Origin of the sequence: Streptomyces antioxidans, assembly GCF_000968685.2 — a bacterium.
GTDB classification, from domain to species: domain Bacteria; phylum Actinomycetota; class Actinomycetes; order Streptomycetales; family Streptomycetaceae; genus Streptomyces; species Streptomyces antioxidans.
In genome coordinates, this window is the sequence record NZ_LAKD02000015.1 from 129,792 (window position 1) to 151,716 (window position 21,925).

A 21,925-nucleotide genomic window follows, 5' to 3' on the forward strand; every position below is an offset into this window, starting at 1 on the left:
ATGCGTGCCCCAGCCGGGTCGCGTTGGGGCATGCTGGGCGCATGAGGCAGGGGGAGCCCGGGGAGGGCGAGGGGTATTCCGGGCGGGGCGGGAGGCGTCGGTTTGTCGTCGCGTCCGTGGTGAGCTGTGTGGCCATCGCGGTGGCCGTCACCCATGTGCTGGCGCCGGAGTTGAAGATAGACAACGTCACCGTGGCGCTCCTGGTGGTCGCCGTCGTGCCGTGGCTGCGCGATCTGCTCAACAGCATCGAACTGCCGGGCGGGGTACGCCTGGAGTTCAAGGAGGCGGTCGAGCGGCGCATCGAGGCCGCCGAGCGGATCGCCGACGCCGCCCTGGTGGGGAGCGGCGACGACGGGCCCGGGGCCGACGGCGCGACGGCGCTGAGGGAGGTGCGCCGGCTGGCCGCCGAATACCTCGAGGTGCGGGGGTCGATGGGCAGTGGGTCCGCCCGTACGCAGCGCATGAACGGCGTCTTCGCCCGGCTGGTGCGTACCACCCAGCGGCTCACCGACCCCGACCTGGACCGCTGGCTCACTTCGCCGGACGGCGGTCTGCGCCTGGCCGCGTACGCGCGGCTGTACGCGGTGCCGGACGCGGACGCGCTGGCCGCCCTCACGGACGCCGTGGTGAAGGAGCCGCTCGCCTTCAGCCAGTACTGGGGCATCCACGCGCTCGACAAGGTCGTGGACGCGGTCGGGGTCGAGGACGTGCCGCCGGGGGTCGTCCGGCGACTGGAGGACTGCCGACCGCGCGGCGGCGACCGGGTGGCCCTGCTGCGGAGGCTGACCGCCAAGCTGCACGGACTCCCGTAACGGTCCCGTCCCCTGACGGCCGGGGCGCCGATCAGGCGGTGAGCGCGGGGTAGTCGGTGTAGCCCCGGTGGTCGCCGCCGTAGAACGTGGCCGGGTCGGGGGCGTTGAACGGGCCGCCCGTGGCCAGCCGCCGCGGCAGGTCGGGGTTGGCCAGGAAGAGCGCCCCGTAGGCGACCATGTCCGCGGTTCCGTCCTCGATCAGCTGCAGCGCCTCGGGCCCGGTGGCGTCCGGGTGGGTGAACGGATTGATGATGAACGCGCCGGGCCACGACTTCCGCAGCCGCGCGGTCAGGTCACGGTTCGGCCCTTCCAGCAGGTGGAGATAGGCCAGGTCCAGACCGGCGAGCCGGTCCAGCAGGGCGAGGTAGACCTGGTCCGGGGCGTCCTCGGCGATGTCGTTGTACGGGTTCCCGGGCGAGATCCGCAGGCTGACCCGGTGGCTGCCGATCGCCTCGGCCACGGCCGTGGCGACCTCGACGGCCAGGCGGATCCGGCCCTCGGTGCCGCCGCCCCACGCGTCCGTGCGCAGATTGGAGTTGGGTGTGAGGAACTGGTGGATCAGATAGCCGTTCGCGCCGTGGATCTCCACTCCGTCGAACCCGGCCGCGACCGCGTTGCGGGCCGCCTCGGCGAAGTCGGCGATCGTCCGCCGGATGTCCGCCTCGCTCAACTCCCTCGGCGTCACGAAGTCCTTCGGACCCTCATGGGTGTAGACCTGACCCTTTGCGGCCACGGCCGACGGCCCCACCGGCACCAGTCCGTCGGGCAGCAGGCTCGGGTGGCCGACCCGCCCGGTGTGCATCAGCTGCGCGAAGACCACGCCGCCTTCCCGGTGTACGGCGTCGGTCACCGCTCGCCACGCCCGCACCTGCCCGGGCGTGTGCAGACCGGGGGTGTCGGGGTAGCCCTGGCCGACCGGAGAGGGCTGGATGCCCTCGGTGACGATCAGCCCGGCACTGGCGCGCTGCGCGTAGTACGTCGCCATCAGCTCCGTCGGCTCCGCGCCGGGCCCGAAGGCGCGGCTACGGGTCATCGGCGCCATCGCGACGCGGTTGGCCAGGTGCTTGCCGCCCAGGACGATCGGATCGAAGGGGGTGGTCATGGCTCCTCCTTGTTGGGCTGAGAGGTGATGCCTGTCTGGACAAGTAAATCACCTAGCCGAACAAGTAAATACCGAAGAGCCATTCCTGGGGCTTAGTGTGAGGTGGGTTACATGCCGCTAACTGGCCGTACGGGGATGGATGCTGAAGGGCCGGGTGAATGCGCCGCTCGGGAGGTACGCTCATCCTGCCCAAGCAGGGAAGTGAGGATGAGATGACGCACTCCACGCCGGAGGCGGGGAAGGGGCCGGGGAAGGGGGCCGCGGGCATGGGGCGGGAGGCCACCGTCCCGGTGCCGACCGCGGCCGGTGGCGGGCCGGTCAGTCACGCGATCTTCCGGCTGGCCCGGCTGCACCGCATGCTCGCCGGACAGCTGCTGCGCCGCATCGGCCTGCATCCGGGCCAGGAGCTGGTCATGATGCATCTGTGGGAGCTCGGCCCGCAGCGCCAGACCGACCTGGTGCGGCTGCTGGACTCCGACGCCGCCACCATGACCCGCACGGTCCGGCGGCTGGAGCAGGCGGGTTTCGTCCGCCGCAGCCCCTCGCCCACCGACAGGCGCGCGACGATCATCGAACCCACGGTGGCCAGCCAAGCCCTGCGCCGTGAGGTCGAGCGGATCTGGAGCCAGCTGGAGGACATGTCGACGGCGGGCCTCTCCGATGAGGAGCGCACCGCGGCCTTGCGCACGCTGGAGCGCCTGGAGGGAAACCTGGTCCAGGCCGCGACCGACTCCGCGGGGGCGGCGGAGCCGGAGCGCTGACCTGAGGTGCCTGAGGTACCCCAGGTACGTTCCCGGCTGGTGTGCTCGGCCCCGCCCGGGGCGTTCCTCGTCACTCGTCCGTGATGACCACCTTCCCGAAGTGCCCCCGCGCCGCGAAGTACCGGTACGCGGCGGGCGCCTCGGCGAACGGGAAGGCGCGGTCGATGACGGGGCGCAGCCGGTGGTGCTCGATCGCGCGGTTCATCTGCTCGAACATCTCGCGGCTGCCCACGAACATCCCCTGCAGCGTGACGCCCTTGAGCAGTACGGAGGACGGGTCGGCCCCGCCGTCCCGGGACAGTACGCCGATGAGGCTGATCCGCCCGCCGACGCGTACGGCCTCCAGCGACTGCGGCAGGGTGCCCGCGCCGCCCACCTCCACGACGTGGTCGACACCGCCGCCGGTCGCCTCGGCCACCACGCGGCCCCAGTCGGGGGTGCGGGCGTAGTTCACGCCCTCGGTGGCGCCGAGGGCGCGCAGCCGCTCCAGCTTGGTGTCGTCGCTTGAGGTGGTGAGCACCCTCGCCCCGCCGACCGCGGCGAACTGCAGGGCGAACAGGGACACTCCGCCGCTGCCCAGGGTCAGCACCGTCTGGCCGGGGGTGAGCCCGCCGGTGACCGCCACCGCGTGCCAGGCGGTCACCGCGGCGCACGGCAGCGTCGCGGTCTCGGCGAAGTCGAGGTGCGCGGGGGCGGCGACCAGGGCCTCCTCGTCGAAGAGTACGTACTCCGCGAGCACCCCGTCCGCCGGGCCGCCCAGCGCGCCCGCCGTCTTCCGCGCGGCGGACGGACCGGACAGCCAGCCGGGCATGAAGATCCCGGTGACCCGGTCGCCCTCCCGCCACCGGGTCACCTCGGAACCGGCGTCCACCACCTCGCCCGCGCCGTCGGACAGCGGTACGACATCGGGCTTCAGGGCACGTCCGTACGTGTCCGACGCGATCATCAAATCCCGGTAGTTGAGCGACCAGGCCCGCATCCGGACCAGTACCTCGCGAGGCCCGGGGGCGGGTACCTCGCGCTCGTCCAGCCGGAGGGCGTCCACGCCGGTGAGGCGCGGCAGGTGGTAGTAGCGCGTCTTCATCACACGGCTCCTCTTCTCACGCGGTTCGCGGGTCCGTTCCCTGCCCGGTCCGCGGGATCGGGACGGCCTGGCCGCTGACCCGCGCCCGGGGGTCGTCGGGCGTGATGTCGAGCAGCAGGTCGCTGGGGCGGCCCATGTCCTCGCCCTGGCGGATACGGACCCTGGTCGGGCCGTCGACCAGGCCGAGTACCCGCAGATAGCCGCCGAAGGCGGCGGCCGCGGCGCCGGTGGCCGGGTCCTCGACCACTCCGCCGACGGGGAACGGATCGCGGGCGTGGAAGACCAAGCCGCCCGCGGCCCCCTCCGCCGTCTCGCGCCACACCAGCTGCACCGTCGTCCAGCCGCGCCGCCGCATCACCGCTCCGAGCGCGTCGAAGTCGTAGTCGAGGTCCGCCAGGCGTTCGCGGGTGGCGGCGGCGAGTACGAGGTGGTCGTTGCCCGCGAAGGCGACATGCGGGGGCAGGGCCGGGTCCAGGTCCTCCGCGGACCAGCCCAGCGCCGCCAGCGTCGGCTCGATCTCCGTACCCGGGTCGGCGGGGCGCGACCGCGTGGGAACGCTGGTGAGCGTGGCGCGGGGAGGGCCGTCGCCGTCGGCCGTGGTCTCGACGCGGATCTCACCCGCGGCCGTGTCGAAGACCAGCCCACCCGGGCCGTCGCGCTCGGCGAGGGCCACGGCCGTGGCGATGGTGGCGTGTCCGCAGAACGCGACTTCCGCGAGCGGGCTGAAGTACCGCAGCCGGTAGCGGCGCGCGGCCTCGTCCCGCTCGGTGATGAACGCGGTCTCTGAGTAACCGATCCGCGCGGCGACGGCGGTCATGGCCGCGTCGTCGTCCGCGAGGGCCGCGGCGTCGAGGACCACACCGGCGGGATTGCCGCCGTCGGGGCGGGTGGTGAAGGCGGAGTAGCGCAGCACGTCGACATCCGGGGCGGACGCGGTGGGCGCGGCGGACGCGGTGTGCGTCGTGGCCGTGGCGGACGCGGCGGGCGTGCCATGCGTCGCGGACGCGGCGGATCTGGCGGTGGGCGCGGTAGCGGACCCGGTGGCGGACGTCGTGGGTTCGGTGGGTGCGGTCATGCCGTCCACCGTTCCACCGCCCGCTCCATCGCGTCCAACGATTCCTGTCGCTTGAGGCGATCGAGAAGTCCTATGAGGGCAGGTCGGAATCCTACTATCCTGACCGTCGTGGACACACGACTGCTGAAGACGTTCGCGGTACTGGCGAGAACCCGCAGCTTCACCGCGACCGCCACCGAGCTCCATCTCGCCCAGTCCACCGTCACCGTCCAGATACGCACCCTGGAACGAGAGCTGGGCACCCGCCTCTTCGACCGGCTCCCGTCAGGCGCCCTGCCGACCAGCGCTGGCCGCCGACTGCTGACGGAGGCCGAGGAGGTCCTGGAGGCCGAGGCCCGGCTGCGCGCGGTGGCGGCGGCCGGAAACGGCGACGGCGCGGGCGGCGCGGTACAGGGCCCGGTCGCCCTCGGCGCGGGTGAGTCGCTGTGCGCCTCGCACCTCCCCCGTGTGATCGCCTCGCTGCGCCACAGCCACCCCGGTATCGACCTCAGCCTCCACCCCGCGGGCAGCGCGGCGGCCGTCGAGGGGCTGCGTACGGGACGGCTCGACCTCGTCCTGCTCCTCGAGCAGGACGTGACCGACGCCGACCTGGTGGCCCGCCCCATCGCCCGGGAACCCCTCGTCTACCTCGCCGCCCCCGGCCATCCGCTGGCCGGACGCGAGGCGGGCTGGGACGAGCTGGCCGGGCAGAGCTTCTTCGTCCACGAACAGGGCTGTTCGTACAGCGACCACCTCGTCCGCACCCTCCTCGCCCTCCCCGGCTCGGCACCGCGCCTCACCCGCTTCGGCAGCATCGAGGCCGCCCGCGCCTGTGTCGCCGCGGGCCTCGGCCTGACGCTGCTCCCCCGCGCCACGGTGGAACGGCAGCTCGCCGAGGGCGACCTCGCCGAGGTCCACGGCCCGGCCATCCCCCCGGTCCCCGTCCAGCTCACCCGCCACCGCCGCCGCTGGACCAGCCCGGCGGCACGGGCGGTGGCGGACGAGCTGACGCGACTGCTCCCGGCGTGAGCTTCGCCCCGTGAGCCCGTGAGCCCGTGAGCCCGGGAGCCCGGGGCCTGGGGGGGAGCCCCAGCTGTGGGAAGCGGCGGGGAGGGGAACAGTCCGCCGCAGGCGTCCGCAGCCCGCCCGACCTGGCCCCCCTAACGAACCTCGACCGCGCCGTCGTCCGCCCCGCCCCGCCGCTTCGGCTCGCCCCGCCCGGCCTCGTTCTCCGCACCCGGGGCACCCATATTGCGCCGCACCGAGTCCAGGATGGTCAGCCCCTGGCCGACCAGGCCCGCCGCGATCTCGCCCAACCCGTCCGCCCCGTTGAGGACATTGACGTTCGCCCCGGAGAGCCCGGAAGCGGCCTCCTTGACGATCTGCGGCAGTTGGTCGATGAGCATGCGGTCGAGCGCGACCCTGCCGTGTGAGGCCGCCGCCTCGGCCTGTATCTTCATTCGCTCCGCCTCGGCCAGCGCCACCACCCGGATCCGCTCGGCCTCCGCCTCCGCCGGTTTCACGATCTCGGCCACCAACTGCTGTTGCCGCAGATCGGCCGCCCGCTGGGCCAGCTCCGTGCGTGCGGAGAGCACTTCCTGCTGAGCGTGCGCCTCCGCCAGCGGCCCGGCCTGGGCGGCCTGCGCCTGGGCGCGGTCCACCTCGGCGTTGTACTGGGCCTGCACCACCGCCGTCTGCCGCGCGTACTCCGCTTGGTTGCGCGCCGCCTCCTGCTCCGCCTCGGCTGACGCCTGGCTGGCCTGCGCCTGGGCGATCTGGGCCTGCCGCTGGATGGCGGCCTTGTGCGGGGCGGACATGGCGTCTATGTAGCCGGTGTCGCCGTCGTCGATCGACTGGATCTGCAACGAGTCCACGATCAGACCGATCTTCGCCATCTCCGACTTGGAGGTGTCCAGCACCTCGGTGGCCAGCTTCTGCCGCTCGGTGATGAGCTCCTCGACCGTCATCGAGCCGATGATGGCCCGCAGATGACCCGCGAAGATCCGCCCCGTCAGCACCGCCATCTGGTCCTGGTCGGAGAGGAACCGCTGCCCCGCGTTGACGATGGACTCGTTGTCATTGCCCACCTTGAACGCGATCACGGCGCGCACCGTCAGCGTGATGCCCTGCTTGCTGACGCACTTCTCCTCGACCTCGGCCTCACACATCGCCAGCGTCAGGAAGCGGACCTTGCGCATGACCGGGAGCACGAACTTGCCGTGCCCGGTCACCACGCGAAACGGCGCACCCCCATGTCCACGCCTGCCACCCGAGATCAACATCGCCTGGTCGGGTGCGGGTACGCAGTAACCGAACATCCTCTGTCTCCTCAACCTGCGCCGTCGGCCCCGCCGGACGACGCGTTCAATGGATCGGTCCACTCGATGACGTCGACCTGGCGGAAACCGCGGAAGTCGATCACGAGGACGGACGCGCCTTGCGGCAGCGGGTCGGAGGACCAGGCGAGGAACGTCTCCGAGCCGCCTCTGACGCGCACCAGGACCTCGCCGGGACCACTGGCACCACGGGTGCCGAGAAGTAGCACCCCGGTGCGACCGATCACAGGATCATCCGGTGTCATGCGGCAGCTGCCCCCCGTCGTTCCGCTGCTGACGTCCGACGTTAGACCGTTTTCACGGCGCCGGATACGGCTGTGCGCGGCGGGGCGGCGGTGTCCGGGCGAACGGGCCGCTACGAGGTGGTGTCCTTGGCGTCGGTGGCCTTGGCCCCGCCGTCCACCGAGTCCTCAGAGCCCTCGGAGCCCTCAGAACCTTCCGAGCCCTCAGAGCCCTCCGAGTCCTCGAAATACGCGTCGAGCACCGCGTCCAGCTCCGCCGTCCAGTCCTTGAGGAGCTTACGGGCCGGTGCCTCGACATCGGCGGTGTACCAGCGCCGGTTGGTCGTATAGACGGTGATCCCGAAGCGCTTGCCGAACCGCGGGGTGTCGACCTCCACCGCGCCGATCTCGTCCCACCCGAAATCGGCCTTCTCGCCGTCGAGTTCGAAAGCGACGCCTCGGCGCCCGGCTCGTATCGCACCGCGCCGGTCGGACACCTCGAAGACGGCCCCGCCGTCCTCGTCCGCGTCCTCGTCCTCCTCGTCCTCCTCGTCCTCCTCGTCCTTCTCGTCGTCCGCTTCCCCGTCGGACGCGACGCCGTCCTTCGACGCATCGGCCTCGCCGTCGGACTCCGCCTCGGCCTCGGCGCCCTCTTCGGCGTCGGGCTCCGGCTCGTCCTCGGCGGTGACTTCCTCCGGCGGTCGCTCCGCCGCTGCCTTGTCCGGGGCGTCCTCCTCCACATCGGCAGGGCGCGGGGACGTCAGGCCGGGGATGTACCCCGGATCCGTCCCGGCGGTGTGCATGGGCGGGATGATCGGTCCAGTGCTCTGCTCCACGGCCGGAAGTATTGCCGATAAACCTGTGCCGACGACAGGCAACCCAGGGCCCAATCGAGCCGACGCGGGAAAGCCGCAGGTTAGGACGGCGCGCCGGTCAGGATGACGGCCGGACCGACGGACGGTCCGGCCGTATGGAGAACGCCGTGTCCCCGGCCGTCGCCACGATCGCGTCCTTGACGAACACCACCCTCGGCTCCGCGTCCTGCGCCGCGGTCCCGGGGTCGGTCAGCGCGGCCGTGCGCCACGCCTCCTTGCCGTCGTCCACGTCCAGCGCCAGCAGACGGCCGAAGCGGTTGACGAAGTACAGCTGCCCGTACCGCTGGGACCGCACCGGCTCGGACAGGTTCTCCGTGTCCGTCGCCCGCTGCCACAGCTCCCGGCCGCTGTCCGCCGCCACCGCGGTGACCGTTCCGTTGGGACGGACGAAGTAGACGGTGCCGTGCAGCAGGGTCGGCTTGCCGAGCACGGGACGCCGCAGCGGGATCCGCGTGACCTCGCCGGTGTGCGGATCCACCCGCACCATGGCCTTGTACGGGCGCTCGTACCCCGAGTCGTACACCTCCTTCGAGGTCTGCGGGATCAGGAACAGCGGCTTGTCCTGGACCGCGCCGAGGGTCAGCGTCTTCTTCGGGAGGGTGGTGAGGGTGTGCTGGGTGCCGTCGGCGGGGTCGAACCGCAGCAGGTCGTACGGGCCCTCGGCGGCCAGGCCCTCGGAGCCGGTGGGCGCGCACAGGGCGTACGGTGCCCCGCCCAGCGTCGTCGGCTCGCAGAACTTCCCCCTGGGCGCGGGCGACCGCCACAGCTGCGCACCCGACGGCCCGTAGGCGACGAGCTCCCGGGCGTCCGGCGACAGTGTCAGCACCCCGCCGGTGAACATGCGCACCGCGGCGGAGCCGCTGATGCTCCTCTCCCACCGCAGCTTCCGGGTGGTGACGTCGAGGGCCACGACAAACCGCTCGCCGCCCTCCTCCGGCACCCGGTAGGTGTAGACGATTCCGTCCCGCACCCCGATCGGCCGTGCGAGCTGCGGGCGGGTGCCCCACCGCCACTGGACGTGGCCGGTGGCGGCGTCGACCCTGGCGACCGTGAACCCGCTGCCGCCGCAGTACAGGGCCCGGCCGTCCTCCGGGGCGCATCCGGACTCGTCGTAGACCAGGGGCGGCCCGTCGCTCCCGACCCGCAGGTCCGCCCGCCACGGCCGCCAGCCCTTGGGGAGCGAGGCGGGCGGCTGGGAGTGCGCGGCGTCGGAGGTGGCGGACGCGTCGCCCGAGGAGTCCTTCATGTCCGGGGCGAAGACCGCCGCGGCGACGGTCAGCCCGGTGACGGCCAGGGCCACCCCGGCGGTGGTGACGACCAGCCGCCGCCGGGCGTCTCGCCCGGGTGCGGTGCGCTGAGGGGCGTGGGCTGGGATGGGGGTGTGGGCCGGTGCCGGTGCCGAGGGGACGGGAGGACGTCCCGTGGCGGATTCCGCGGACCCACGGGTCGTCGCGGAGCCCTCGACCGCCGCCGGATGAGCCGCCGGATGAGCCGCCGGATGAGCCGCCGGATGAGCCGCCGGATGAGCCGCCGGAGAAGCCGCCGGAGACGCTGCCGGAGAAGCCGCTGGAGACGCCGCCGGGAAGTCCGACAGCTCGCGCAACATCCGGTGCAGCTCGTCCAGCTCAGGCCGGGCCTCCGGCTCCTTGGCCAGACAGCGCTCGGCGATGGGCCGCAGCGGCTCCGGGACCCCCTCCAGCGTCGGGTGCTCGTACATCACCTGGTAGCCCGACAGATACGGGCTGTCGGACTCGAACGGGCTGCTGCCCCGCGCCGCGTACACCAGCAGCGAGCCCAGCGAGAAGATGTCGGACGCCGCCGTGACGCCCCGGGGGCTGCGCAGCTGCTCCGGTGACATGAACGGCGGGGTGCCGAGCACGCGCCCGATGGTGACGGTGAGCGTCTGGCTGTCGGCGGCGCGGGAGATGCCGAAGTCGATGACGCGCGGACCGTCCTCGGCCATCAGGATGTTGGCCGGTTTCAGGTCCCGGTGCACCACCCCGGCCCGGTGGATGTCGCGCAGCGCCTCGACCAGTCCGAGGCCCAGCGTCCGCACCTCCCGTCCGTTCAGGGGGCCGTTCCTCCGTACGACCTCGGAGAGGGTGTGCCCCGGCACGTACAGGGTGGCCATCCACGGCCGGTCGGCCTCCGGATCGGCGTCCACGACGGGGGCGGTGAACGCCCCGCTCACCCGGCGCGCCGCCGCGACCTCCTGCCGGAAGCGGGTGCGGAACTCCTCGTCCTGCGTGTACTGCTCATGGACCAGCTTGATCGCGACCCGCCGCCCCGAGGCCGCCCGCCCGAGGTAGACGACGCCCATGCCGCCCGCCCCGAGCCGGTCGAGCAGGGCGTAGCCGCCTATGGATTCCGGATCCCCGGTGGCCAGCGGCATCGCCGATCCCCTCTCCCGCGCCTCTCTCGCGCTGTTTTCCGCGCTGCTCTCCGCGCTTCGAACGGTCCCTGCCGGAGACCTACATTAGGTCGGCGGGGCCTCGGCGGACCATGCCGTCCAGGACGTGGCGGAACGGTGACGTGCGCCACGGTGCCGGGCGGGGCGAACGGGGCGGTGTGGGCAGGGGAGTTGTGTTAGCGGGGCGTTAGCGGAACGGCTTCGGGACGGCAGTGATACGCCAGCGGGACACGGAAAGCTCATGGCCATACCGAGGGCCGGTGCGGAACACCGGCCGGACCGCCGACCCCCTGGGGGAGCCCGCCATGAACGTCACCGCTTACCGCCGCGGCCGCACCGTCCGTTCGATCGCCGCCACCATCGTGGCCGCCGCCGCCCTGAGCCTGACCGCGGCGTGCGGCGGGGGCGGGGACGGCGGCTCCGACCACGCGGACAAGGCGAATTCCTCGGCCACGGCCCCCGCGTCCTCGACGGACGGACAGGGCGCGGGCAAGTCCGAGGCCGGTAAGGGGAACCAGGCCGCCAAGGGGTCCGGTAAGGAGAACCAGGCCGACGAGGGGAAGCAGGGCGGCAAGGAGGGCGCCGCGGGCGCCGAGGACGCCAAGTCGCAGACGTCGCAGACCCAGAAGTCCGGGGGCGGCTCCGAGGCCGAGCCGGTCGGCGACTGCGACATCAACAAGACGGCCATCACCGTCCAGCACGTCAAGAACCCCATCAACCACATGCTGCTCAAGGTGACCAACAAGGCCGGGGTGGACTGCAAGCTGGTCGGCTACCCGGGTCTGAAGTTCGGCGCCGACGCGCAGGCCGCCACTCCGGTGAACGAGGACAGCAAGCCGCAGGCCGTGGTCATGCTCGCCCCGGGCGAGAGCGCCTACGCGGGCATCACCACCTCCGCGGCGGACGGCTCGGGCGCCGAGGGCGGCAAGGTCGACTCGCTCGAGGTCTTCATCGACGGCAACGAGGACCCCAAGCCGGTCGCACTGCCCGGCGGCTCGGTCTACGTCGACAGCGGGTCGCAGGTCACCTACTGGCAGACGGACGCGCAGACCGCCCTGACCTGGTAACACACCCACAAGCACCCCTGTGCCACGCACGTCCACCCATATGAACCCTGTCTTGCATAGAAGACAGGTCCCGCTGGAGGATGAGGCGGCGCCGCCGACGCGGGCGCACAGGCCACAGGCACAGGGGTGGGGAACGGATGGGCATCGGCTCCGCGGCGCTGCTGGTGTCGGCCGGCGTGGCCTCCGGGCTCGCCGGTTCGATCGCGGGGCTGGCCTCGCTGTTCAGCTATCCGGCGCTGCTGGCGGTGGGACTGCCGCCGGTGGCCGCGAATGTGACCAACACGGTGGCGCTGTTCTCCAACACCGTCGGCACCGCGGCCGGATCCCGCCCCGAACTCCGTGGCCAGCGCGACCGCCTCCTCCGGCTCGCCGCCCTCGCGGCACTGGGCGGAGCGGTCGGGGCCGCCCTGCTGCTGGGCACCCCGTCCTCCGCCTTCGAGGCCGTCGTACCGTGGCTCATCGCCCTCGGCTCGGTACTGATCCTGGTCCGCGACCCGCTCCGGCGGCTCATGGCCTCCCGCTCACGCCCCCCGGCCCACACCGCCCGCCCCACCCTCCCGCTGGCGTGCGCGGTCCTGCTGGTCGGCCTCTACGGCGGCTACTTCGGCGCGGCCTCGGGCGTCCTGATGCTGGCGGTGCTCTCCCTGACGGCCACGGAACCCCTCCCGGTCACCAACGCCGTCAAGAACATCGCCACCGGCGCGGCCAACGTCACGGCCGCGGTCGCCTACGTGGCCGTCGCCCCCGTCAACTGGCCCGCCGCCGCCACCCTCGGCCTGGGCGCCCTGCTGGGCAGCCGACTGGGCCCCGCGGTCGTCCGCCACCTCCCCGAGACCCCCCTCCGCATCGCCATAGCGCTGGGCGGTCTGGGACTGGCGATCTCCCTCTGGCGCTGACCCCGGCCGCGTGATCAGCGGGCGAGCAGGGGCTCCACCCGGGACAACGTGTCCAGGATGTTGGCCTCGGTGATCGCCATCCGTGCCTCGTCCGGCGTCAGCCAGCGCAGCGGCGCGTCCGGGTTCTCCGGCCGTACCGCCTCGGGAGCGCTGGTGGCCAGCACGAAGCGCACATCGGCGTGCTCATGCGCCGGTTCCCTGCTGTTCGCCGGGACCGGGACGATCACCAGATGGCGTACCTCCGCGTCCGGCCACGGGGCCAGGTCGGGCAGCCCCGTCTCCTCCTGTCCCTCCCGCAGCGCCACGGCGAGCGGGTCGTACTCACCCGGGTCGCCATGCCCGCCGACCAGCAGCCACGACTGGTGGCGCTGGTGCCAGCGCAGCAGCACCCGGCCGCTGTCGGGGTGCACGATCAGGGCGGAGGCGGTGATGTGGAGGGGACTCGTCCGGTCCCAGGGCGCACCCGCCTCGAGGACGTCGCGCACCCGCTCGACGTCGGCGTATTCCGCGGAGGTCTTCGGCCGGTAGCCCGCAAGGACATGGAGGACTGAGTGATCGGCTGTGGCCATGCGCGGATCCTAACGACGCGAGCCCGCCCGGGGCGCGCGGTTTTCCGCACTCCAGACCCGGGCCCCGTGCCCGTGAACGCGAGGGACGGGCTGGCTGGTTCGGACGGACGCCCTGTTAACACGGCGTTAGTGGCGCGGCAGTGGATCGTCAGCGCCGACGGACAGTCTTGTTGTCACGGCCCCGGAGGACGGGGTCGAAGTCCACGACAAGAGGGGGACTCATGTCGCACCGCACCATCACTCTTCGCCGTACACGCAAGGTCGCCGCCGCGGCGGTCGTCGCTGTCGCCGCGTTCGGACTGACCGCGTGCCAGGACAACACGGACGCCAGCGGAAGCTCGCCCTCCTCGGCCGCGAGCGAGTCCTCGGACTCGGGCTCGTCGGGTTCGTCGGACGGGGGCTCCTCGGGTTCGGCCGGAGGCGACCAGGGCAACGGCGGTGCGGGTGGCAGCGGTGGCGGCGCCGGCGCCTGCACCACCTCCCAGCTGGGGTTCAGGAGTTCGCACGGCATGGGTGAGGGCACGCTGATCGTCGACCTCAAGAACAATGGATCCGCCCCCTGCACCCTCCAGGGCTTCCCCGGCGTGGACCTCAAGAGCAAGAACGGCTCGATCAGCGCCGAGCGCAGCGGCCTCGCGGCGCCGAAGACCAAGGTCAGCCCGGGCGAGGAGACCCGCTTCACGCTCCACTACCCGCCGAACGACTCCGGCGGCAGCGGCGAGACCTTCACCACCCTCGTCGTCACCCCGCCCAACGAGACCCACTCCCACTCCCTCCCCGTGAGCATCAACGTCCCGGTCACCGACGGCTCCGGCTCCGCCATCAAGGTGGACCCGGTGGGCACCGGCAAGTAGCCGCGCACACCGCCGCAGGGATCTCGACAACGGCAGACAGCAAAGCTTCCCCGGGCCGCTGGCCTGGGGCTTTGCCATGAGCAAGCACTCCGCATGACCGATCGAACGTTCAACCTCTGGCGCACCGGCGTGCGCCCTCACCCATGACGGCCGACCCTGGATGACGGGGGCGACAGCGGGATGGCGGGGGGCGGCAAGGCGCGGACCGGACCGGGAACTGGAAGGTGAACGTCACGATGGAAACACCCCCGATCGTTTCGGCGCAGGAGTGGGAGGCCGCGCGGCAGCGGCTGCTCGGGGAGGAGAAGCGGCTGACCCGCGCCCGTGACGCACTGGCCGCCGAGCGCCGGCGGATGCCGTGGCTGGCGGTGGAGAAGGCGTACGCGTTCGACGGACCCGAGGGCAGGGTGAGCCTGCTCGACCTGTTCGCGGGGCGTCGGCAACTGATCCTCTACCGCGCCTTCTTCGAGCCCGTCGTCCACGGCTGGCCCGAGCACGCCTGCCGCGGCTGCTCCATGGTCGCCGACCACGTCGGCGACCTCACCCACCTCAACGCCCGCGACACCACCCTCGTCTTCGCCTCGCGCGCCCCGCAGCCGGAGATCGAGCGGGTGAAGGCGCGGATGGGGTGGACGATGCCCTGGTACACGATCACCGATGACTTCGACGCCGACTTCGACGTGGACGAGTGGCACGGCACGAACGCGTTCATCCGCGACGGCGACCACGTGTTCCGCACCTATTTCACCAACGCCCGCGGCGATGAGGCGCTGGGCAACACCTGGGCCTATCTCGACATGACCGCACTCGGACGGCAGGAGACGTGGGAGGACTCGCCCGAGGGCTACCCGCAGACCCCGCCGTACGAATGGTGGAACTGGCACGACGCGTACGGCGAGCCCGAACCGGCCCCGGAATGGCTGGCCCAGACCCGCCGCGGCCCCCGGGGCCAGCCCGCCTGACGCCGCCGTCACCACGCACGTGTGTTGACCCCCGTATGCCGCACTCACACTGTGGAGCCATGGGCCACGACCACCACATCCGACCCGCGACGGCCGCCGACGCCGACACCGTGAAGGCCGTGATCGACGCGGCATACCGCCCCTACATCGCGCGGATCGGACTCCGCCCGGCCCCCATGGACGCCGATCACGCGGCGGACATCGCGGCGGGCCGCGTCTTCGTCACCGGCGATCCGGTCGTGGGCGTGCTGGTCCTGGTGGCCGGGCCCGGCCACCTCGTCCTGGAGAACATCGCCGTACACCCCGACGCCGCCCGCCAGGGCGTGGGCAGGCACCTGCTCGCCTTCGCCGAAACCCACGCACGCGCCCTCGGCCTCCCGGAGATCCGGCTCTACACCAACGCCCTCATGTGGGAGAACCAGGAGATCTACCCGAGGTACGGATACGAGGTCACCGAACGCCGCCAAGACGGCCCGTACGACCGCGTCCACTACCGGAAGCACATCCGTCCCTGACCCGGAGCCAAGGAGAGCCCCCGATGACCGACTACGCGAGCCTGCCGTCCGATCTGCCCGTACCCGAGGACGACGGCGCGGCAGCGCACCTGCCGGGGACGTCCGCGCCGCCCCTGGAGCTGCACGGCACCGGCGGTACGACGGTCCGTCTGGACGCCCTCGGCCCGGGCCGGACGGTGATCTACGTCTATCCGCTCACCGGCCGCCCGGGCACCGATATGCCCGAGGGCTGGGACGCGATCCCCGGGGCGCGCGGCTGCACCCCCGAGGCGTGCGGCTTCCGCGACCACCACCAGGAACTGCTCGCGGCCGGTGCGGTCCGGGTGTTCGGGCTGTCCAGCCAGGAGACCGACTATCAGCGCGAGGTCGTCGAGCGGCTCCGCCTGCCGTTCGAGATGCTCTGCGACCCCGCGCGGAGCCTGGCGCAGACGCTGGGCCTGCCCACGTTCGAGGTGAGCGGGCTGACCCTCTACAAGCGGCTGACGCTGGTCATCCGCGATGGCGTCATCGAGCACGTCTTCTACCCGGTCTTCCCGCCGAACGAGCACGCCGATCAGGTGCTGACCTGGCTGCGGAAGAACCCTCTGCGGGCCGCGGAAAACCCTCTGTAGGCGTGGAGGAACCCTCCGTGGGCTAAGGCCGCTCCAGGATCCCCCTCTCCATGGCCACCACCACCGCCCTCGTCCGGTCGTTCACATCCAGCTTGGCGAACAGCCGGAGCAGATGCGTCTTCACCGTGGCCTCGGCGATCACGAGGCGTCGTCCGATCTCGGCGTTGGTGAGACCGTCCGCCACGGCGTTGAGGACGTCCGTCTCGCGGTCGGTCAGCGGGTCCTGAACGGGCCGTCGCATCCGCGCCACCAGCTTCTCCGCCACCCGGGGAGCGAGCACCGTCTCGCCCCGTGCCGCCGCGTGGATGGCGTCGACGAGCTGTTCGCGGGTGGTGTCCTTGAGCAGATAGCCGATGGCGCCGGCCTCCACCCCGCGCTCGATCTCCGTGTCGGTGTCGTACGTGGTCAGGATCAGCACCCGGGTGCGCGGATACCGGGCGACGATCTCGGCCGTCGTCGCCACCCCGTCCAGTACGGGCATCCGCAGATCGACCAGGGCCACATCGGGGTCGTACCGCTCGACCAGTTCGAGCGCCGCCCGTCCGTCCCCCGCCTCGCCGACGATCTCGATGCTGTCCTCTGCGGCGAGCAGGGCGATCACTCCGGCCCGCATCACGGTGTGATCGTCCACGACGACGATCCGCAGCCCTCCGACCCCCTCGTCCGCCATGCTCCTCATGCCTCCACCTCGCCCGCCACGGGAACCATCGCCAGGATCCGCGTCCCGTCGCCCACCGAACTCGTCACCGTGAGCCTCCCGCCCAGCTCCGCCAGTCGCTTGCGCATGCCGTCGAGGCCGAAGCCCGTCGACTCCCCGACCAGGAACCCGGTCCCGTCGTCGGTGATCTCCAGCTCCACCCCGTGCGGACGCCGCGCCAGGACCACGCCGACCATGGACGCGCCCGCGTGTTTGCGCACATTGGCCAGGGACTCCTGGGTGCAGCGCAGCAGCGCGATACGGGTCTGCTGATCGCATTCGAGGTCCGCCAGATCGGCGTCCACCGCCAGCCCGGTGTCCTCCGTGAAGCGGTCCAGCGTACGGCGCAGGGTCTGCGCCACCGAACCGCCCGCCACCTGGCCGGGGCCCGGCTGCCGCGCCGAGCCGACCAACTCCCGGGCCTCGGTGAGGTTCTCCCGGGCGGTGGACTCGATCGACCGCAGTTGCTGGGCGCTGGTCGCCGGATCCTGGTCGATGCCCGCCTGGGCCGCCTCTGCGAGCACGATGATCGACGCGAAGCCCTGCGCGAGCGTGTCATGGATGTCCCGAGCGATGCGTTCCCGTTCGTCCGCCGCGCCCTGCCGCTGGTGGGCCTCGGACAGCTGCGCCTGGGTGCGCTCCAACTCCTCGATCAGCCGCGCCCGTTCACTGCTCTGCGCGACGATCGAGTGCGCCCACAGGCCGATCAGTACGCCCACCGCGACCACGATCAGGGTGGACACCAGCGTCTCGCCGAAGAACTCCGCCGTCCAGCCCTGCCGGACCAGACTCCCGGCCAGCGTGGCACCGGTGGCCAGCCCGAGGAACCCCATCGAGACCCGCGGGGTGCGCCCGAACATCCAGTAGTGCGGCAGCGTCACCATGAACAGCGCCGCATAGCTGCTGCCCAGGTAGGCCAGCCCGCCGAGCGCGAGCACCAGCGCCGAGAGATAGACCCGCGGCCGTACGACGCGGTTCCCGGGGAAGCGGTCGAGCACCGCGTAGCACAGCACCACACAGCTGAGCAGCGCGAGCGCCGTGTGCTTGCCCCCGCCCGCCGGGACCGTCGTCACCAGGCCGATGGCCATCGCACCGAACAGCACCCAGCACACGGCGTTCCACCGGCGCAGCGATGTGGCCCAGAAGGCGTCGGCCAGGGGTGTGGTGAGAGCGGTCATACCGATCAACGTACGTCGACCGCCGGCCGTCCGTCGGCGGTGTCGGCCGAAGCCGCCCCCCATTCTGTCGCCCGGCCCGCCGCCCGTGACGGCCACCAGCTCGCCTCACCGAGCAGCAGCATCGCCGAAGGAAGGACCATGATCCGGACGATGAAGGCATCGAGCAGCACGGCCGCCGCGAGGACGAAGCCGATCTGCTTCATCTCGATGATGTGGAGGAAGACGAAACTCACGAAGACGGTCGTCATCACCACCGCCGCACTCGTCACCACGCTCGCCGACCTCCGGATGCCGTCCAGCACGGCCTGCCTGGTGGACGCGCCCGCGAGTACGGCCTCCCTGATCCGGCTCACCACGAACACCTGGTAGTCCATCGAGAGCCCGAAGAGGATCACGAAGAGGAACAGCGGCACCCGCGATCCGATCGAACCGGTGGAGTGGAAGTCCAGCAGCCCCTCGGCCCAGCTCCCCTGGAAGACCAGGACGAGCAGACCGAGCGCGGCCGCCGCGGACAGCACGTTCAGCAGGACCCCGAGCAGCGCCAGCACCAGCGAGCGGAACGCGTACGCGGTCATCGCGAAGGTCACCAGCAGCAACGCCCCGAGGACCAGCGGGAGCTTGCCGTTCTGGTGCGCGGGATAGTCGGCGTACCGGGCGACATCGCCACTCACGCCGAACTCCGCCCCGTCGACCCGGCCGACGGTCGCCGGGAGGTAGTCCTCGCGGAGGTGGTCGAGGGAGTCATACGCCTGGTCGGAGTTGCCCAGGTGCGGCACCCTCAGCTCGAGCGTGCTGATCCGGTGGTCGGCCGAGGTCCGCACCCCCGACTGCGAGGCGCCGGTGAACAGCGGGTCGGCGTCGGCGCGCCGGGCCAGCTCCCGCAGCGCCCCGCCGACCTCGCCGGAACGCGCGGCGTCGGCGCGTACGACGACCTGGTGGGTGACCCGCTGGTCGGGGAACGCCGCGTTGAGCCGGTCGTACACCCGCATGGCGGCGATCTCGCGGGAGTGGGTGTCCCGGCTCATCTCCGTGATCTTCAGCCCGCTCAGCGGGAGGACGAGCGCGAGCAGGGCGAGAACGGAGATGCACAGGGTGGCCAAGGGGTGTCGGCTCGCGGGCCGCAGCAGGGCGGCCCACACCCGGCCACCGCCGTCGGCCCGGGCCCGGCGCGCGGGCTTGCCCCGCGCGGCACGGCGCCGCGCCCGGCGCTCCTCCCGCTCGGCGAGCTTGACGAGCATCGCGGGCAGCGCCGTCAGGGAGCTGGCCACCGCGACCAGGACGACCACGATCGTGCCGGTGGCCAGCGAGGAGAAGATGACGTCGGAGGCCAGATACAGCGTCGCGGTGGAGGCCACGACCGCGAGCCCGGAGACCACGACGGCCCGGCCCGAGGTGGCCGCGGCCAGTTCCACCAGCGCCTGGGAGCTCAACCGCCCGCCCGAGCGGGCGCGCTCCTCGCGCTCCCGCTTGAGGTAGAAGAGGGTGTAGTCGACGCCGACCGCGAGGCCGATCATCAGGATGACGTTCGTGCCGACCCCGGCGTCGGGGGACACATGGGAGGCCACCATCGAGAGTCCGATGGCCGCCGCGATCGACGACAGCGCGAGCAGCAGCGGCACCCCCGCCATGGTCACGGATCCGAACACGACCAGCAGGGTGATCAGGGTGATGGGAAGCGTGATCTCCTCGGAGAGCGCCAGGTCGTCGCCGCGCTGCTGGTCGACTCCCTTGCTGATGGAGGGGCTTCCGGTCTCCTCGAGCCGCAGCCCCGGGTGCGCCTTCGCCACGGCGGCCGTCTGCCCGGTCAGGGCGTCGACCTTGTCCTTGGCGTCCCGTTCCTCGCCCTTCAGCGCCACCTGGATCATGAGGATCCGGCGGTCCTCGGACAGCAGCGGATCGGCGACGCCCGCGACCTCGGGCAGCCGCTTCATCCGGGCGGTCAGGTCCCCGGCGGCGGCGTCGGCCGCGTCCCGGTCGAGGGGGCCCGACCGGGCGGAGATCAGCACCTGTTCGGTGGCCCGGCGCTCCAGACCCCCCTCGGCGGCCAGCGCCTCCGCCTGCCCCGCCTCGCCGACCCGGTAGTCGGCCGTCGTCGCGCTGTGTGTCCCGACGGCGCTGCCGACCCCCAGGCACAGCGCCACGAACACCAGCCAGCCGACGATGGCCCGCCAGGGGTGTCGACCGCTCCAGCGCGCCATGCGCACAGTGAGTGATTTCATGCGCAAGAGCCTTGCTGGCCGGTGCGACTGGCCGACAGAGGTACCCGGTTGAACTTCCCGTCAACCGATCGGTTGACCGGGACGCCGCGCAGGGACAGCCACCGCCAGGCCCCAACGCCGGGCGCCGCCGGTGCCCAGAGGACCGGCGGCGCCCAGGAGCGGTGTGGTGGTCAGGAGCAGGACTCGTAGAACTGCTTCCAGCCGTCGCTGGGCATGGCGGGCGGCTCGGCCGTGGTCCCGAACTCGCCGTACTTCTCCTTCAGTGCGTAGTCGAAGTCGCCCGGGCCGCTGCCCGCGTTCGACAGACGCACATCACGGTCCAGCTGCCCGTCACCGGAGTTGTTGAGGATCGCGAGGTCCGGGTACGCGTCATCGCCGTAGTTGGCGATCCGCAGCTCCTGGACCTCCCCGTGGTCGCCGATGTCGGAGTGGCGGGCCTTGGCGGAGCCCAGGTCCGACCGCTCGAGCGGGCCGGGGCGGTACTCCGCGACGCGCGCCGTCGAGGGGTCGTCCCCGCCGGACGGCTCGACGATGTTGACGACCATGTCGAGGGTGCCGTCGTTCTGGAAGTCGGCGACCGCCGCCGTCGCGACCTCGCCCTCCTTCGCGCCGAGGAGGTCGCTGACGGACTGCTTCGCGCCGAACGAGCCGTCGGCGGCGCCCCACTGGATCGTCATCTTGGTACCGGTGTGCCCCGGATTCGCGATCTTGTCCGGGTGGCCGTCGCCGTCGAGATCCCCGACCAGCGTCGTGGCATCGGCCAGACACGGGCCCGCCGCCTTGGCGACCTTCCCCGACTGCCCCGAGCCGCCCGAGGGCGAAGACCCGGCGGCACTGGCCTGGTAACCGGCGAAAGCCAGACTCAGGGCGACAGCCGCGATCGGCGCGGCGATCAGACGTGACCGTTTGCGAAGCATCTGCGAACTCCTAACGTCGGTGCTACGAGAGAACCGCGGCGCGGCGCCCAGCTTTTACGGGTCACTGGTCCGTCCCGCCGAACCGGACGGCGTCCGCCGCGGAGCTGTGGTCTTCGGGTTCACCAGGGCATAGGCGGCCGTTCCTCTTGCCCAGCGTGGGCGGAGTACTGCGCCCGGCGGCGCTGCGCCCGGTGTGCCACTCACCCTGCCGGTGCCCGCTACCGTTCCATTAGCGGCCCACTAACGAACGGCTGACGCGACGTCACCCACCTGCCCCCCGGCGGGCCGCGCGGGTCACTGAGACGCGGGGGGAGGACCGATGAGGTCGATGCCGCACAGGGCGGCGAGGTCTTTGGCCGCTGAGGTGAGTGGGGTGCGGAGTTCGGCGAGTTCCGCGCGCATTTCGGCGGCTCGTTTCCACTGCCGTTCATGTTCGACCGGGCTGGTATCCGTAGGGCGGTTGGCCTCGTGCTCCTGAAGGGCCGGGTGCCAGGCGGCCAGGAAGGGGCGCAGGTGCTGGTTGGTCATGGTCGACGCGATGGTCGGCAGGGTGAGCGGGCGGGCCGATTCGGCGGCCACGCGGTGGAGCACGTCGCGTGTGGTGGCGAACAGCGAGTACAGCGAGGTGAGCGCTTCCCGGAGGGACCCTTCGTCCGGGGCGAGCGGCTGTACCCCGACCCTGGTGACCAGCTCGATCTGCAGGTCGAAGGCCGCGGCGCATTCGATGGGGCCGGGCGCGGCGGGAGGTGTCGGAGAGGGGGGAGGCACGGGGGGAGTGGGGATAC

21 protein-coding genes and 1 pseudogene are annotated in these 21,925 nt (G+C 72.0%); 9 read left to right on the plus strand and 13 right to left on the minus strand.

The features are described 5' to 3' along the window. Nucleotides 1-41 precede the first annotated feature (41 nt). Nucleotides 42-812, plus strand: coding sequence for a hypothetical protein (locus VT50_RS08400; RefSeq protein WP_143645193.1), 771 nt, complete (start codon nucleotides 42-44; stop codon nucleotides 810-812). Nucleotides 813-843: 31 nt separating this feature from the next. Here the strand turns inward: VT50_RS08400 and VT50_RS08405 are convergent, their stop codons facing one another. Then, the gene (locus VT50_RS08405; RefSeq protein WP_046090913.1) at nucleotides 844-1,914 is read right to left on the minus strand and encodes an alkene reductase; all 1,071 of its coding nucleotides are present in this window, start codon (nucleotides 1,912-1,914) and stop codon (nucleotides 844-846) included. A gap of 212 nt (nucleotides 1,915-2,126) precedes the next feature. Here VT50_RS08405 and VT50_RS08410 point away from each other — a divergent pair, with 212 nt between their 5' ends. Next, on the plus strand, nucleotides 2,127-2,675 hold the full coding sequence (locus VT50_RS08410) for a MarR family winged helix-turn-helix transcriptional regulator (RefSeq protein WP_420822176.1): 549 nt from the start codon (nucleotides 2,127-2,129) through the stop codon (nucleotides 2,673-2,675). Between the two features lie 70 nt (nucleotides 2,676-2,745). Here VT50_RS08410 and VT50_RS08415 read toward each other — a convergent pair whose 3' ends face one another. After that, complete coding sequence (locus VT50_RS08415; protein ID WP_046090912.1) at nucleotides 2,746-3,759, minus strand: zinc-dependent alcohol dehydrogenase family protein; 1,014 nt, start codon at nucleotides 3,757-3,759, stop codon at nucleotides 2,746-2,748. Nucleotides 3,760-3,775: 16 nt separating this feature from the next. Beyond that, nucleotides 3,776-4,834 carry a PhzF family phenazine biosynthesis isomerase gene (locus VT50_RS08420; protein WP_078841031.1) on the minus strand — a complete coding sequence of 353 codons (1,059 nt, stop codon included), beginning with the start codon at nucleotides 4,832-4,834 and terminating at the stop codon, nucleotides 3,776-3,778. 108 nt (nucleotides 4,835-4,942) lie between these two features. Between VT50_RS08420 and VT50_RS08425 the strand changes: the two genes are divergently transcribed. Beyond that, the gene (locus tag VT50_RS08425; protein ID WP_046090911.1) at nucleotides 4,943-5,842 is read left to right on the plus strand and encodes a LysR family transcriptional regulator; all 900 of its coding nucleotides are present in this window, start codon (nucleotides 4,943-4,945) and stop codon (nucleotides 5,840-5,842) included. A 131-nt stretch (nucleotides 5,843-5,973) separates the two neighbouring features. Here the strand turns inward: VT50_RS08425 and VT50_RS08430 are convergent, their stop codons facing one another. The 4 genes from VT50_RS08430 to VT50_RS08445 form a co-directional block, all read right to left on the minus strand. Continuing rightward, a complete protein-coding gene (locus tag VT50_RS08430; RefSeq protein WP_079343788.1) occupies nucleotides 5,974-7,131 on the minus strand; it encodes an SPFH domain-containing protein in 1,158 nt (385 codons plus the stop codon). A gap of 11 nt (nucleotides 7,132-7,142) precedes the next feature. Then, nucleotides 7,143-7,394: a hypothetical protein gene (locus VT50_RS08435; RefSeq protein ID WP_046090184.1), complete on the minus strand. Its 252-nt coding sequence runs from the start codon at nucleotides 7,392-7,394 to the stop codon at nucleotides 7,143-7,145. 110 nt (nucleotides 7,395-7,504) lie between these two features. Then, on the minus strand, nucleotides 7,505-8,206 hold the full coding sequence (locus VT50_RS08440; RefSeq protein ID WP_240529086.1) for a hypothetical protein: 702 nt from the start codon (nucleotides 8,204-8,206) through the stop codon (nucleotides 7,505-7,507). A gap of 97 nt (nucleotides 8,207-8,303) precedes the next feature. Further along, nucleotides 8,304-10,637 (minus strand): protein kinase domain-containing protein, encoded by a 2,334-nt coding sequence (locus VT50_RS08445; RefSeq protein ID WP_046090185.1) that lies wholly within the window; start codon nucleotides 10,635-10,637, stop codon nucleotides 8,304-8,306. A gap of 323 nt (nucleotides 10,638-10,960) precedes the next feature. Between VT50_RS08445 and VT50_RS08450 the strand changes: the two genes are divergently transcribed. Together VT50_RS08450 and VT50_RS08455 are read left to right on the plus strand one after the other, a co-directional pair. Next, on the plus strand, nucleotides 10,961-11,722 hold the full coding sequence (locus VT50_RS08450) for a DUF4232 domain-containing protein (RefSeq protein WP_046090198.1): 762 nt from the start codon (nucleotides 10,961-10,963) through the stop codon (nucleotides 11,720-11,722). 137 nt (nucleotides 11,723-11,859) lie between these two features. Next, a complete protein-coding gene (locus VT50_RS08455) occupies nucleotides 11,860-12,618 on the plus strand; it encodes a sulfite exporter TauE/SafE family protein (protein WP_046090186.1) in 759 nt (252 codons plus the stop codon). 14 nt (nucleotides 12,619-12,632) lie between these two features. On the opposite strand, the gene VT50_RS08460 is transcribed toward VT50_RS08455, so the two are convergent. After that, complete coding sequence (locus VT50_RS08460) at nucleotides 12,633-13,187, minus strand: NUDIX hydrolase (RefSeq protein ID WP_046090187.1); 555 nt, start codon at nucleotides 13,185-13,187, stop codon at nucleotides 12,633-12,635. A gap of 221 nt (nucleotides 13,188-13,408) precedes the next feature. Between VT50_RS08460 and VT50_RS08465 the strand changes: the two genes are divergently transcribed. The 4 genes from VT50_RS08465 to VT50_RS08480 all read left to right on the plus strand — a co-directional run bounded on the left by VT50_RS08465 (nucleotide 13,409) and on the right by VT50_RS08480 (nucleotide 16,129). Next, nucleotides 13,409-14,041: a DUF4232 domain-containing protein gene (locus VT50_RS08465; protein ID WP_046090188.1), complete on the plus strand. Its 633-nt coding sequence runs from the start codon at nucleotides 13,409-13,411 to the stop codon at nucleotides 14,039-14,041. A gap of 236 nt (nucleotides 14,042-14,277) precedes the next feature. Continuing rightward, a complete protein-coding gene (locus VT50_RS08470) occupies nucleotides 14,278-15,003 on the plus strand; it encodes a DUF899 domain-containing protein (RefSeq protein WP_046090199.1) in 726 nt (241 codons plus the stop codon). Between the two features lie 59 nt (nucleotides 15,004-15,062). Beyond that, nucleotides 15,063-15,518 carry a GNAT family N-acetyltransferase gene (locus VT50_RS08475; protein ID WP_046090189.1) on the plus strand — a complete coding sequence of 152 codons (456 nt, stop codon included), beginning with the start codon at nucleotides 15,063-15,065 and terminating at the stop codon, nucleotides 15,516-15,518. A 23-nt stretch (nucleotides 15,519-15,541) separates the two neighbouring features. Next, complete coding sequence (locus tag VT50_RS08480) at nucleotides 15,542-16,129, plus strand: peroxiredoxin (RefSeq protein ID WP_046090190.1); 588 nt, start codon at nucleotides 15,542-15,544, stop codon at nucleotides 16,127-16,129. A 22-nt stretch (nucleotides 16,130-16,151) separates the two neighbouring features. Here VT50_RS08480 and VT50_RS08485 read toward each other — a convergent pair whose 3' ends face one another. From VT50_RS08485 to VT50_RS08505, 5 genes and pseudogenes are all read right to left on the minus strand, one after another. Next, entirely contained in the window at nucleotides 16,152-16,799 is a 648-nt protein-coding gene (locus VT50_RS08485; RefSeq protein WP_046090191.1) for a response regulator, read from the minus strand. A 5-nt stretch (nucleotides 16,800-16,804) separates the two neighbouring features. Continuing rightward, on the minus strand, nucleotides 16,805-18,004 hold the full coding sequence (locus VT50_RS08490; RefSeq protein ID WP_206269371.1) for a sensor histidine kinase: 1,200 nt from the start codon (nucleotides 18,002-18,004) through the stop codon (nucleotides 16,805-16,807). A 5-nt stretch (nucleotides 18,005-18,009) separates the two neighbouring features. After that, complete coding sequence (locus tag VT50_RS08495) at nucleotides 18,010-20,223, minus strand: MMPL family transporter (protein WP_046090193.1); 2,214 nt, start codon at nucleotides 20,221-20,223, stop codon at nucleotides 18,010-18,012. A 170-nt stretch (nucleotides 20,224-20,393) separates the two neighbouring features. After that, the gene (locus VT50_RS08500) at nucleotides 20,394-21,140 is read right to left on the minus strand and encodes an FG-GAP repeat domain-containing protein (protein ID WP_046090194.1); all 747 of its coding nucleotides are present in this window, start codon (nucleotides 21,138-21,140) and stop codon (nucleotides 20,394-20,396) included. Nucleotides 21,141-21,434: 294 nt separating this feature from the next. Next, nucleotides 21,435-21,925 (minus strand): annotated as a pseudogene (locus VT50_RS08505) (toll/interleukin-1 receptor domain-containing protein); the annotation flags it as partial.

What these genes read in the sequence shown, in the direction of transcription:
- VT50_RS08400 (WP_143645193.1), top strand. Translation starts at nt 42, where the DNA reads ATGAGGCAGGGGGAGCCCGGGGAGGGCGAGGGGTATTCCGGGCGGGGC.
- VT50_RS08405 (WP_046090913.1), bottom strand. Translation starts at nt 1,914, where the DNA reads ATGACCACCCCCTTCGATCCGATCGTCCTGGGCGGCAAGCACCTGGCC.
- VT50_RS08410 (WP_420822176.1), top strand. Translation starts at nt 2,127, where the DNA reads ATGACGCACTCCACGCCGGAGGCGGGGAAGGGGCCGGGGAAGGGGGCC.
- VT50_RS08415 (WP_046090912.1), bottom strand. Translation starts at nt 3,759, where the DNA reads ATGAAGACGCGCTACTACCACCTGCCGCGCCTCACCGGCGTGGACGCC.
- VT50_RS08420 (WP_078841031.1), bottom strand. Translation starts at nt 4,834, where the DNA reads ATGACCGCACCCACCGAACCCACGACGTCCGCCACCGGGTCCGCTACC.
- VT50_RS08430 (WP_079343788.1), bottom strand. Translation starts at nt 7,131, where the DNA reads ATGTTCGGTTACTGCGTACCCGCACCCGACCAGGCGATGTTGATCTCG.
- VT50_RS08435 (WP_046090184.1), bottom strand. Translation starts at nt 7,394, where the DNA reads ATGACACCGGATGATCCTGTGATCGGTCGCACCGGGGTGCTACTTCTC.
- VT50_RS08445 (WP_046090185.1), bottom strand. Translation starts at nt 10,637, where the DNA reads ATGCCGCTGGCCACCGGGGATCCGGAATCCATAGGCGGCTACGCCCTG.
- VT50_RS08450 (WP_046090198.1), top strand. Translation starts at nt 10,961, where the DNA reads ATGAACGTCACCGCTTACCGCCGCGGCCGCACCGTCCGTTCGATCGCC.
- VT50_RS08455 (WP_046090186.1), top strand. Translation starts at nt 11,860, where the DNA reads ATGGGCATCGGCTCCGCGGCGCTGCTGGTGTCGGCCGGCGTGGCCTCC.
- VT50_RS08460 (WP_046090187.1), bottom strand. Translation starts at nt 13,187, where the DNA reads ATGGCCACAGCCGATCACTCAGTCCTCCATGTCCTTGCGGGCTACCGG.
- VT50_RS08465 (WP_046090188.1), top strand. Translation starts at nt 13,409, where the DNA reads ATGTCGCACCGCACCATCACTCTTCGCCGTACACGCAAGGTCGCCGCC.
- VT50_RS08470 (WP_046090199.1), top strand. Translation starts at nt 14,278, where the DNA reads ATGGAAACACCCCCGATCGTTTCGGCGCAGGAGTGGGAGGCCGCGCGG.
- VT50_RS08475 (WP_046090189.1), top strand. Translation starts at nt 15,063, where the DNA reads ATGGGCCACGACCACCACATCCGACCCGCGACGGCCGCCGACGCCGAC.
- VT50_RS08480 (WP_046090190.1), top strand. Translation starts at nt 15,542, where the DNA reads ATGACCGACTACGCGAGCCTGCCGTCCGATCTGCCCGTACCCGAGGAC.
- VT50_RS08485 (WP_046090191.1), bottom strand. Translation starts at nt 16,799, where the DNA reads ATGGCGGACGAGGGGGTCGGAGGGCTGCGGATCGTCGTCGTGGACGAT.
- VT50_RS08490 (WP_206269371.1), bottom strand. Translation starts at nt 18,004, where the DNA reads ATGACCGCTCTCACCACACCCCTGGCCGACGCCTTCTGGGCCACATCG.
- VT50_RS08495 (WP_046090193.1), bottom strand. Translation starts at nt 20,223, where the DNA reads ATGAAATCACTCACTGTGCGCATGGCGCGCTGGAGCGGTCGACACCCC.
- VT50_RS08500 (WP_046090194.1), bottom strand. Translation starts at nt 21,140, where the DNA reads ATGCTTCGCAAACGGTCACGTCTGATCGCCGCGCCGATCGCGGCTGTC.